Here is an 11,925-nt window from a genome sequence, read left to right on the forward strand (position 1 = left end):
AACCTCCACTCCGCTTCTGACCTCAGTGTGCCGGATCATGAGCTACTTGCGCCACCGCTGCTCGTGGGCGGTGCCTGCCCGAGCAATTTCAGTTGCGCGGTGGCTTTAGCCAGACGCTCCTGCAGGCTCTGGGTTTGCTGTGCCTGAATCGAGGAGGCTTCACCAAGCCGGGTCACCTCATCCTGCAGAGCGTGGCAGCGCTGCTCCAGGGCTTCATTCGTACGTTCAATGCTGGTCAGCGTGTTCTGGGCGACCTCCAGAGCCTGAGCCTTCTGCGTCAGTAGCTTCTGCTGCGCATGCTGATCCTTCTGCTGCTGCCGCGCCTCGGCAAGCAGGCGCGCATTGTCGCGGTTCAGGTGGGTCAGCTCGTCCTGCTTGACGATCAGGGTCTGCTGTAGCTGTCGCAGTTCCAGTTGCAATTGTTGTACCTGCGACTCGTGCCGGCGCTGCTCTTGCTCACGCTGCTCCTTGCTGGCCTGGCGATAGTGCTCCAGGGCATCACGGGCATGCTCATGCTTGTCCTCCAGCGAGCGAATCTGCCCGTCGCGGTCTTGCAGGCGCGCTTCCTGGTCGTGGTTGGCTTGCTGCAGGCGGGCATTCTCGACCTCGGCCTGTTGGCGCAGCTGTTGTTCCTGCAGCAGTGCTTGCTGGGCAGCCTGGAACTGCTCCGTGAGCCCAGCGCGCTGACCTTCCAGCTGCTGGATACGGCTTTCGGCCTGCCGAATCTGGTTCTGGTAATCGAGTCGTTCCCGTGCCAGTTGTTCGCGCTCCTGGGCCACGTCGGCCTGCGCTTCCTCCTTGAGCTGATCCGCCAACTGGGCCACCAGGTTGGCCAGCTGCTCGCTGAGCGGCAATGCGGCCGCGTTCCGGCCGCGGTCGGCGTCTTCGAGTTCTTTCAGGTAGCGATGGATGGTGGTTTTCGAGCCGGTATTGCCCAGCTCGACCCGTATTGCGTCGATGCTGGGATTCTCACCCCGCGCCAGGATGGCCTGGCGGGCTTTCTGAACCAGTGCCTTGTTGATGCCGCCGCGGGCCATGGTCTGCTCCTACGATTTCATAATGGATTACATACCATGTATTTACATACTAAATTGTCATGAAGTAAAGCAGGATTTGAAGGCTTGTTTCAGATAAAATAACCGATGATTATTCAATATGATTGGCAAAAACGGCTGCTTCGCGGTCGTTTCCCAGTACACAAAGGGCACGCACGGGCGATGAAGGACGTCGAGCGCTACCTGCAAGCCGGCACGCGGGAAAACACCCGGCGTAGCTACCAGTCGGCCGTCGAACATTTCGAGGTGACCTGGGGCGGCTTCTTGCCGGCCACGAGTGACTCCATCGTGCGTTACCTGGTGGACTACGCCGACACGCTGAGCCTCAACACGCTAAAGCAGCGCCTCGCCGCCCTCGCGCAGTGGCATATCAGGCACGGCTTCCCCGATCCCACCAAGACCCCGACCGTACACCAGGTACTGAAGGGAATTCGCACCCTGCACCCGAGCCAGACAAAGCAGGCCGCGCCGCTGCAATTACAGCATCTGGAGCATGCGGTTGAGTGGTTGGAGCAGGAGGCTATGTGTCTGTTTCAAGCCGAAGACCTGGCGGGATATTTGCGCTGTCGGCGGGATACGGCATTGCTACTAATCGGCTTCTGGCGAGGCTTTCGTAGCGATGAACTGTGCCGCTTGCAGGTGGAGCACATTCAAGCCGAAGCCGGTGCTGGCATGACGCTGTTTTTGCCTTGGAGCAAGGGTGACCGGGACAACCTTGGCACCACTCACTACGTACCTGCGCTGAGGCGGCTGTGCCCAGTACAGGCCTATCTCGACTGGATCGGTGCAGCAGGGATTGCTCGAGGGATGGTTTTTCGTCGGCTGGACCGTTGGGGCAACTTGAACGAGGCTGGCTTGAATCCTGGCAGTCTGATCGTCCTACTGCGGCAGATACTCCAGCGTGCGGGGATCCAGGCTGACCTTTATACCAGCCACTCATTGCGTCGAGGCTTCGCCACCTGGGCCACGGCCAATGGCTGGGACATTAAGGCGTTAATGACCTACGTGGGGTGGAAGGACATCAAATCGGCGATGCGCTACATCGACCCTGCCATCTCCTTTGGCGGCCTCGCTGCGAGGCCTGCTCTCGAACTAAATGCCAGCACTTTGACTCAAGTGCCAGCTTCTCACTAACATCGACGCACGACAGGAGTGACGGTGCAATGAGTACGCAGACCAGCATCGAATGGACGGAAATGACCTGGAACCCGGTGGTGGGTTGCACCAAGGTGTCGCCGGGCTGCAAACACTGCTATGCCGAGAACATGGCGCGTCGCTTGCAGGCCATGGGCACGCCCGGCTACGAGAACGGCTTTCGCCTCAGCCTGCGCCCAGAGAAACTGCAGGAGCCTCTGCAGCGCAAGAAGCCGACCATCTACTTTGTCAATTCCATGTCTGACCTGTTCCATGAGCAGGTGCCGGACACCTACATCGACCAGGTGTTCGCGGTTATCCACCAGGCCTCACAGCACACCTTCCAGATCCTCACTAAGCGGGCCGAGCGCCTGGCCGACTATTTCAGCCAGCGCACACCGCCGGCCAACGCTTGGCTGGGGGTCTCGGTCGAGGACCGGGAGTACGGCGTGCCCAGAATCGACTGCCTGCGTGGCATCAACGCCGCGATCCGTTTCCTCTCCGCGGAACCCTTACTAGAAGACTTGGGTGAACTGAACCTGACTGACATCCATTGGGTCATCGTCGGCGGCGAGTCCGGCGCCAAGGCCCGGCCAATGAAGCAGGAGTGGGTGGATAACATCCACCGCCAGTGCGATGCCTTTGGCGCTGCTTTCTTTTTCAAACAATGGGGCGGCTGGGGCTCCGATGGCGTGAAGCGTTCAAAGAAAGCTAATGGCCGGCTGCTGAAGGGCCAGACCTGGGATGAAATTCCGCTGCTGACCCTCGCCTGATACCAAAACAAGGACGACCCGATGGCCAAGGATGACGAGAAGTACCGCTGGGACTGGGCAACCCAAACCTTTCCCACCATCGATCCACACAGCAAGATCAAGCACCAGATCATCGACGACTACATCCAGGCCTACATCGATGTCCTGATGCGGAATCAGCAAATGCCACTGCTTGGCCTATCAATTGTCGATGGCTTCAGCGGTGGAGGTATATATAACGACAGCGCAGGCGGTCACCACTTCGGCTCCCCGGTGATCGCCCTGGAAGCAATCCAGGAGTCGGAAGTGCGCAACAACGTGGGGCGCATCAAGCATCGACCGATCTGCTCGCAGCATCACTTTGTGGATGTGAAGCCGAAGAATACTGCTTGCTTGCACGCCGTCCTGGCCAGCCGCGGACATCAGGCCCGCATTGGACAGGACATTCACCTGCATACCGCCGAGTTCACCAAAGCTCTTCCGGCCATTGCGCAAAGCCTCAAGGCCTTTGGAAAAAGCGAGCGCGTTCTGTTTCTGCTCGATCAGTACGGCTACGGCGACGTGCCATTCGGCCAGATCAAATGGATCTTCCAGCACCTCAGCAATGCTGAGGTCCTGCTGACCTTCAATGTCGACTTTCTAATCACGTACTTAGCGGACCGCCACGCCAACCGCAAGGCTATTGCCAGTATCGGTCTAGAACAGTATGTCCCCTGGGAACAGCTACGGCACTTAAAAGCACATAGCTCCCAGGATTGGCAGTACCTGATCCAGCGCTATCTGTCGGACGGGATCAAGCAGGAAAGCGGCGCGCAGTTCATGACGGTGTTCTTCATTCGCCCACACGGCACCAACCCCATGGCCTACTGGTTCATCCACCTGGCGAACAGCTACCGCGCCAACGACGTGATGAAAGCCATACACTGGAAGTACGGCAACAATTTCTCCCACCTGTTATCACCGTCCTGCTTCTTTGGTTACGACGCTAACCGGGATGTGGGGGTGACCGGCCAGCCGGACCTACTCTGCGAAGGAGAACACCAGTTCGACCAAGTGACTGATACCCGGATTCGTGGGGAACTGTCCGAGCTGCTACCCAAACAGGTATTCGAAGTCGAGCGTCGTCCCTTCATCCAGCTCATGACGGAGCTCACCAACTTCACCATGGCAGACGAAAGTCGCGTGAAGCTGGCCCTGGATGTCGCGGTGGCCAACGGCGATATCCAGGCAGTGGACAAGGAAGGCAAGAGCAGGCGGCGCAAAGGCACGAGCATCAAGTCCACCGATATCCTGATCGCGCCGCCGCAGAAGACGTTTTTCTTCTTTCCCCAACAGAAGAAGACGTCCAGGGACACATGACCATCAACACCGCTGCCGCCAACAGTGTTAGATCTGATCCTGGCCTTGTCGACCGAAACGCTGGTCAAGCGCTCCACTGCGGTTAAGGCCTGGCCCCTTCTCTGGGCCTGGCTGCCAGTCTTGATTGCAAGCTCCAACGAGTGCGGCGATAAGAAGGGAGTTTCAAGCGGGCAAGCCCAAAAACTGCATAGTGCGTGATGTGCAAGTGAAAATCATTGTCACTTGCCACGGAGCTGACTAAAACCTGCCCAGTTGGCACCTCCCTCCCCGAAGTTAACTATCGATTAAGTATTTGATTTAAAAAGAAAATATAGGCGATCCAGAAAAATAATTTGACATGCCAGCCAAGTTCAAAGTAGACATGCAGGCATAGGGAAACAGATTTTCATAATAGACAGTAAGGATGCTTGAATGGATTTTTCAATTAATCCCCCCCAGCGAATTGTCTTTGTGGGACTAGGAACGATTGCCCAGTCCTTCCTTCCTCTCCTTTCTAAGGTTCACGACTTATCTACTTTAGAAATCTACGCGATCGATCCAAAAACACCACCGCTTATTGAGTACTTTGCTAACAGTTTTGGCTTAAAATTTATCAACTCTGCAATTGATCAAATCAACTATCGCGACATTCTTGTGCCGATTCTTGGTGAAGGGACGGTTCTAATAAATCTATCAACCGATGTCTCAAGTCTTGCCCTGATAGAATTATGCCGCTCCGCAGGGGCTCTTTATTTAGACACATGCATTGAGCCGTGGAAGGGCGGATATGATGACCCAACCATACCACTGCATAAGCGAACTAACTATCACTTAAGAGAACAAATGCTGTCTCTGAAAAAGAGGCTAGGCTCAGGGGTGACGGCTCTCGTGGCGCATGGCGCGAATCCTGGGTTGGTATCCCACTTCGTTAAACGTGCTCTTTTAGATTTAGCGGAAGAGATATTGGGTGATTGTAAAAAGCCCTCTAATAAAGAGCAGTGGGCTATCCTAAGCCAAAGATTGGGTGTCAAAGTAATCCATGTCGCAGAGTACGACTCGCAAATTTCTCAGAAATCTAGGGAGAGGGGTGAGTTCGTAAATACTTGGTCAGTGCATGGGTTCATAAGTGAGTCGCAACAACCGGCAGAGTTGGGCTGGGGAAGTCACGAGCGAAGTCTACCCACGGATGCGTCAATGCATACAGATGGATGCGGAGCAGCAATCTATATTGAGAAGCCAGGGGCCTCTGTTAGAGTTAAGACATGGACGCCATTTAACGGCCCTAGCTTAGGTTATTTGGTAACTCATCACGAGGCAATTTCAATTGCTGACTTTTTGACGCTCAGAACTGCCGATGAGACATATAGACCAACTGTCCATTATGCCTATCGCCCAAGCGATGAAGCAATTCTCTCTGTACATGAATGGTTCGGCAATGATTGCATGACTCCAGAAAAGACAAAAGTACTTCGTCCTGGTGATATCTTGTCGGGTTCTGATTACCTCGGTGTTCTTCTTATGGGGCACGAAAAATCTAGTTATTGGTATGGATCTATCTTAAGCATCGAAAAGGCCAAGGAACTTGCCACTCTCAACACTGCAACAACGTTACAGGTAGCAGCCGGAGTTCTTTCCGGTTACTTATGGATCCTGAGCCATCCGTCGGCAGGAATAATTGAAGCCGAAGACATGGATCATGAAGTGGCACTATCTTATATTTCACAGTATCTAGGCGAACTAAAAGGGGTTTATTCGGACTGGAATCCTACCAAAAACAACCCAGGCACCTTTTCGGCCATAGATAGCGACTCTCCCTGGCTGTTCTCAAATTTTGTCCTCTGAACAAGGAGCGTTCAAGTGTCAAATGTTAAGTCGGGTATTGGTCTTAAAAGCTACGAATGGTCATCCCTGGAGTTGCTGAAGGGTTTGTCAATTGAACAGATAAAGTCGAATCCCTCAAAGCTCGAGGAGCGTCGGCCTTTCTTTTGGCATGACATGAGCTCTGAATTTGATTCAATAAACTTCTTGCGCTACTTGTTTGGCCGTCGCGACATTCAATTTAGCAATGAATTTATCGAGTTCGTATGCCTGTGGCATCTCGATGAGCAAAATCATTATCGCGGACTGAGAAAGATTAATAGCGTACTTTACTCCATGCCGGAAGACATGATTGATCGCGAGATTAGATCGAACTCTCCGGACTTTTCTCATATCGAAGACTTCATGAAGGATGAATTCACAATTCTTCTCTCTATCGCATTTGATGAAGTGACCAGCACAAGAGCCTACAAGCAAGATGTAAGCTTCTTTGACTCGTTTGAAAACGAGTCTCTTTCAACCTGGATTAGATATGCTGCCCGTGATGAGGCAGCCCATTACGGTAATGCAATGAAAATTCTTCGCCTTAATCACTCTCATCGCTTTGATGAGGTTGAGGCGATTCTAGACAAGATTGTGGAATTCGAAACTTCAGAGAGCTTCGACTATCAGCGAACCTTTATATTTGACCATGACACCGACGACTTTTCTCATGTTTTATTGAAGGATAGTCGCGATACCATATTAGAGGTACTTCGAGGAAAATGACCTGGTTAGTTATGGCACTTATGGCTCCACTGCTGTGGAGCCTTTCAAATATCCTGGACAAGCTGGCAGTGATCCATCATGCGAATCACTGGACTACATTTATATTTCTCCTGAGCATTGGAAATCTTCTTTATTCTGCGCTGATTTTTCTTCTCTTTACACCATCTGACTTTGACACAACCTCAGCGCTTCTGAACCTGCTGTCAGGATTATGCATTTTTGGAATGTATTTCCTATACGCAATGCCGCTGAAGTCGGTCGATATCTCTACTGCGATTGCGCTTCATCAGTTAACTCCTTTGCTGGTGCTTGTCGTATCGATCCTCTTGCTTGGTTATTCGCCAACAGGGATTGAGCTGCTCGGCATTGCCTTGGTTTTTGTCGGGGTTTACTTTGCTGTGGCAATCGGCAAAGGGAGACCAGGCTCGATAAGTTTATCAGCAGTATTGCTTCTAATAGGTTCAGCAGTTTTTGGGGCGGTGGCTACGCTACTATACGATCACCTGCTCCTGAGTCACAGCCTGCCCTCGGTTCTTATGTTTAACTATGCAGGCTACGGTCTTGGCGGGACTCTGATGCTGCTGGTTCCGAAATGGCGCCATTCCATCGCAAAGGATGTCTCCGAAATGCCACCAAAGGGCTGGGCGGTGTATGCGCTGAGCAATCTCTTCGACGCCGGTGGATACGCGCTTTTTATTGGCGCATTATCTGCTGGTGGAAACGTTGCGGTGGTCTCGGTTTTGGTCAGTCTTCACCCGGTATATGTGCTAGCCTTAAGTCATTGGCTAGCAATAGTTAACCCAAAGATACTCAGCGAAAACTTTAGCTCGTCGGACGCATATAAGCGCATGAGCGCCATAGTCGTAATCGTTGCCGGCGTAATAATGATGACCAAGATCTGAAGATGCCATGAGCAAAAATTCAAATATCAAGTTGATCTCAGCCTCAATAGATGATGAGCTCTTACTCGTGGAGCTAATGAAAAAATACCACCTATACGATGGTATTGAGATGACTGACGAAGACAGGCTGGCTGCACTTCGCCCTCTCTTGTCATCTTCAGAAAAGGGCAACGTTTGGATTATTTGTCTTGGCAGCAAGCAGATTGGATATATTGCTACTTGCAATTGCTACAGTATCGAGTTCAGGGGGATTGAGGTCTGGATTGATGAATTTTATATCGATGAACAGTGCCGAGGACAGGGATTTGGCAGTGAGATTCTAGAAAAGGTCAAGTCCTTCTTGAAGTCTCAAGGTGCCGCAATAGTTCATCTAGAAGTGGACGAAAATAATCCTAAAGCAGTAAGCTTTTATAAGAAGTCAGGTTTCGAATTTCGCGAGCGATTCGTTATGATGAGTCATAGTCTCAAGTAAAGATATACATTTTGAGTGGTACCTATGATTACGCAGCCCCTTGTCAAATTGGCTGCTGAACTGGTCGACGTTCGGGCAATGCCGGCGTTTCTTTGTCGTGATCGCTCAGCGGCTACCGAATCGCTAGGTCACTGATCAAGCCGGGCTGATTCCGGCTCGGCTTGATACGGTTTAACGAGCTACTGCTGATGCTCAGGCTCAAGACTGGTCAAGGGAGTTAGGAAGCCCTGAGCGGAGCGAATCCACGTCGCCAGCGCTTCTAGGCCCAACTGCACAGATTCTGCTTCAGCCCAGATACACGCGTTCTCGGTGGGTGCAGCCGGGGCAGTCCCCTCGACGATAGTCAGTGCCATTGCGTGCAATTTCAGCAGTTCGTCACGCAAGGCGGTGATACCACCCATTTCCGAGAGGCATGCATCCAGACCTTCAACTAGCCGTAGAAGTTGGGATGTATCGAATCCGGCTCGCATTCTGTCCAGTGCTGCGATGTCCACCTCACCGTAGGGTGTGACTCGAAAAGACGCTGACGCAATCTCGATCATATTGCCTCCTCGGCCGCGGCCTTACTGGTCGAGTTGACTCGCAACGAGCCGGCAGCCTGTTGGAATACCGAATCCTTGATCCAGGGCTCCGGCGGTCGGTTGAGCTTAAGGTTGAACTCGCCGAAACGCTTGACGTTACTGGTCAGGTAGGGGCTAAGAAAGGACACGTCCTCATCGGTAAACTGCCACCCTTCGCGGGCTAGTTTCTGCAAGATGCGCATCATGTCCACGGTGTTCTGCAGAATCACCGACGAAGCCACCATGTCGTTGTAACGCAGACGTTTCTGCTGCTCGTCCGGATCGTTTTCGGCAATTACATCGCCGCCGAAAGAGAGCCACTTGGAGAAGCCGTTGTAGGACTCGATCTTGTTGGTGTTCGCAGTGACCTCCTGGCGCAGCTCTCGGCTGCCAATCCAATTGAGCAGGAAAATCGTGCGGATAACACTGCCCAGCGTCTGTGCTGCGAGGTAGAGCTTGTTGCGCCGGCTGTAAGAGCCAAGTTTACGTAGCAGCATGGGCGAGGAAATCTTGCCGGCCTGGATCGACAGCGCAATCTGCATCAGATCCTGCCAGTGAGTTTCGATCAGGTGCCAGTCGGCAGTGTCGGTGAACAGTCGGTTTATGTGCTTGTACGATACGCCTCGATCCGGTCGGCACATCACTAGGTCGCGCCAGTTGCGGATACGCGGCATCAGATTGATACCCAGGAGATGAGTGAAGGCGAATACTGTGGCCGACTGGCCCTGGGTGTCGGAGTAGACCGTATCGGGCTCGACGCTAAGGCTGACTTTGAGCAGTCCCTCTATCACATAGATCGCCTCCCAGATGCCTGGCGGGATGAAGTGCTGGAACACTGCAATGTAGTTGTTGGCCACGTGTCGGTACGCCACGGCCCCCATCTTGCGATAGCGGAAGTGGTAGCCGGCCAGTAGGTTGTCGTCATAGAAGTCGAACTGGGTACCGTCTGCGGCCACTGCTTTGCCATCGCCCCAAAGCTTGGGCAGGTCAAGTTGCAGATAGAGCTCCACCAACTCGCGATTAGCCTTGTCCAGTTTCTCCAGCGAGAGGTGGCGGCGATTGGTATAGGACAGCATATGCGGTGTGACATTACCGGCCAGATGCCGCGCGGCCTGGCTGGGACCGAGATTGCAGCCCATGGCGAAGATCGTCATCAGGTAGCGCTCGGCCGGCTCTTTGAGCTTTGGCTCGTTGCCGGACATCGGTCCGAAATGCCGCGTGAACTGAATCCAGTGCTCAATGTTGGCCATAATGTCCAGCACGTGCCTGGCTGGCATACGCTGCATAAGCGCCGTCTGTAGCGAGATGGCTGAAGGCGGGATGTCCCGCGCCATCACCCGCCGCAGTACCGGCTCGCCTGCATCGTTGATCGACACATCCCCTCGACAGGAAGGGAACTTGTCATCTAACTGTTGCGCGGTTTCCTCCAACTGGCTCTTGAGCGAGGCGACAAACTCCTTCGCTGTGGTAGGAAGGCCCACCTTCTCGCAGTATGCCGGTAGCCGCTGGAGACACTCTTCCCAAGGCAGCAACTGTTTACGGTAGTCGGCGAAGGATTCCGATCCCTGCACGCACAGATCACCCGAGCGCAGTTCACTGGCCAGGTAGGAGAACACGCAGACCTCCAGATAACGTCGGTTGGTAGGCGGCCCTTCACTGGTAGGGCGACGCACGATCTTCACCCAGCGATCTGATGCAAACGACAAGTCGACATGCTCATCGATCCATTCACGGTGCAGATTCTCACTGTCCTGAATGAGCTGAAGCGCCTGGATAAGTGAGCGATCCTGGGTGGTGGGCTCCAACTGGAGAAGGTGGCTGAGGCGAAACAGCAGTGAACGATGGGACTTGAAGTGCCTCCAGATCAGCGGCAAGTAGTTATTACCTCCTGTGGCCTGAACTTCAGCACAAACCTCTCGCAACCGATCCATGTTGCCATCGGGGGAGAGGTATTCTCGAATCAGGCTACCAGCCTCCTGGTCATCCGGCTCTTGAACCAGAATCTGCACCACGCCGTCCAGGGTGGCCGCCAGTTGTTCCAACTTCTGACGTTGACGTGCCTGGATTTGCTCCAGCTCCTCCTTGGCGCGTTTGTGGATCGTGGAGATTCTTCGGATGAACATCTCGGCCAGGTGATCTCGGGTTCGCACCCGCATACGGTAGATCAAAGCAAGCATCAGCGTGTAACGCTTCGGCAGCGAGCAGTCCTTCAGTTCAGATACATCCGACGCCGCAGCTTGGGCAGCAAAGTGGCGAATTTTCGTATCGACGATCCCATCAAAAATGGCATCCAGTTTCCCGAAACTCTCTAGCCAGGCTAGGTGGTCGATCAGTACCTCCAGATGCTTGCGCGAGGGTTTCTTGGGTGCCTGTTTGAGTGTGTTGAAGTCACTCTGCCGACGCCCGAAGTCCGTGTCGAGAAGATCCCTTAGCTTATAGATCACCTTGATTGGAGCTCTGGCTACCACAAGGTTGAAGATTTTCTCTTGTGCTTCTGCACGAGCGGCTTCTGCTAGGTCATTCAAGGTCGAATAGGCGGGCAGCTCGTAGTTTTGGCGCAGCAACTCGTCAATGATCGCATTAATAATGTCAGCGCGCTGTTCGAGGAGGGGAGCCATCAACTGTGCATGCGTGGATGCTATGTCTTGACCATCCGAGCCGTAGAACGGTCGAACCCCAAGTTTTTCCCGAACGGCACTCATATGGCGGTAAAGCTGCATCCACTTGTAGGGTGATAGCGCAACCTTGCTGCGTAGACCTATTTGTGTGCGGATGAAATCGACAACTGGCTCCGGCACTTCAGCGATTTCTGGAAAGTATCGGAGTACCTGAAAAGTCTTGAACAGAACAGCGAGATTCAGTCGGAATGCTGCATTAGAGCGACTTTTGACCCACGTGACTTCTTCCTCGGAGAAGCTGAATTCACGCTGAAGCTCGGCCCTCGAATAGGAGCGCGACAAAACAGGGTAGGCGGTACGTTCGAGGGATGCCATGTGTCACTCCTTTCCTTGAACCAGACGGAAAAGATAGACCATGAGGTGCAAGCCAGCGCTTGCCGGATAGAAAGCCTTTCAGAGCAATGGCTTACATTCCAAATGAATGAATTTTCCCCTTATCTCGGCATGA

Annotated in this window: 10 protein-coding genes; 7 read left to right on the forward strand and 3 right to left on the reverse strand. The window is 53.4% G+C overall.

Annotated features, from left to right (window positions below; translation table 11 throughout):
* Nucleotides 1–35: 35 nt before the first annotated feature.
* On the reverse strand, nt 36–1,037 hold the full coding sequence (locus HMPREF1224_RS42160; RefSeq protein ID WP_010794184.1) for a DNA-binding protein: 1,002 nt from the start codon (nt 1,035–1,037) through the stop codon (nt 36–38).
* 105 nt (nt 1,038–1,142) lie between these two features.
* Between HMPREF1224_RS42160 and HMPREF1224_RS42165 the strand changes: the two genes are divergently transcribed.
* The 7 genes from HMPREF1224_RS42165 to HMPREF1224_RS0112545 all read left to right on the forward strand — a co-directional run bounded on the left by HMPREF1224_RS42165 (nt 1,143) and on the right by HMPREF1224_RS0112545 (nt 8,239).
* A complete protein-coding gene (locus tag HMPREF1224_RS42165; RefSeq protein WP_077488341.1) occupies nt 1,143–2,189 on the forward strand; it encodes a site-specific integrase in 1,047 nt (348 codons plus the stop codon).
* A 29-nt stretch (nt 2,190–2,218) separates the two neighbouring features.
* Complete coding sequence (locus HMPREF1224_RS42170; protein WP_003111049.1) at nt 2,219–2,962, forward strand: DUF5131 family protein; 744 nt, start codon at nt 2,219–2,221, stop codon at nt 2,960–2,962.
* 21 nt (nt 2,963–2,983) lie between these two features.
* Nucleotides 2,984–4,300, forward strand: a complete 1,317-nt coding sequence (locus HMPREF1224_RS42175) for a three-Cys-motif partner protein TcmP (RefSeq protein ID WP_003111048.1) — start codon at nt 2,984–2,986, stop codon at nt 4,298–4,300.
* A gap of 411 nt (nt 4,301–4,711) precedes the next feature.
* The gene (locus tag HMPREF1224_RS44955; RefSeq protein WP_003111047.1) at nt 4,712–6,121 is read left to right on the forward strand and encodes a saccharopine dehydrogenase NADP-binding domain-containing protein; all 1,410 of its coding nucleotides are present in this window, start codon (nt 4,712–4,714) and stop codon (nt 6,119–6,121) included.
* Nucleotides 6,122–6,136: 15 nt separating this feature from the next.
* Nucleotides 6,137–6,865: a hypothetical protein gene (locus HMPREF1224_RS42180; protein ID WP_003111046.1), complete on the forward strand. Its 729-nt coding sequence runs from the start codon at nt 6,137–6,139 to the stop codon at nt 6,863–6,865.
* Nucleotides 6,862–7,767, forward strand: coding sequence for an EamA family transporter (locus HMPREF1224_RS42185; protein WP_003111045.1), 906 nt, complete (start codon nt 6,862–6,864; stop codon nt 7,765–7,767). Before HMPREF1224_RS42180 ends, HMPREF1224_RS42185 begins: the two co-directional genes overlap by 4 nt.
* A gap of 7 nt (nt 7,768–7,774) precedes the next feature.
* Nucleotides 7,775–8,239, forward strand: a complete 465-nt coding sequence (locus HMPREF1224_RS0112545) for a GNAT family N-acetyltransferase (RefSeq protein ID WP_003111044.1) — start codon at nt 7,775–7,777, stop codon at nt 8,237–8,239.
* Between the two features lie 179 nt (nt 8,240–8,418).
* On the opposite strand, the gene tnpC is transcribed toward HMPREF1224_RS0112545, so the two are convergent.
* Together tnpC and HMPREF1224_RS42190 are read right to left on the reverse strand one after the other, a co-directional pair.
* The gene (gene tnpC, locus HMPREF1224_RS0112550; RefSeq protein WP_003111043.1) at nt 8,419–8,781 is read right to left on the reverse strand and encodes a Tn3 family transposase post-transcriptional regulator TnpC; all 363 of its coding nucleotides are present in this window, start codon (nt 8,779–8,781) and stop codon (nt 8,419–8,421) included.
* The gene (locus HMPREF1224_RS42190) at nt 8,778–11,792 is read right to left on the reverse strand and encodes a Tn3 family transposase (protein WP_003111042.1); all 3,015 of its coding nucleotides are present in this window, start codon (nt 11,790–11,792) and stop codon (nt 8,778–8,780) included. The genes tnpC and HMPREF1224_RS42190 overlap by 4 nt, the downstream gene beginning before the upstream one ends.
* Nucleotides 11,793–11,925: the final 133 nt, after the last annotated feature.

The organism is Pseudomonas sp. P179, assembly GCF_000478485.2.
GTDB classification, from domain to species: domain Bacteria; phylum Pseudomonadota; class Gammaproteobacteria; order Pseudomonadales; family Pseudomonadaceae; genus Pseudomonas; species Pseudomonas aeruginosa.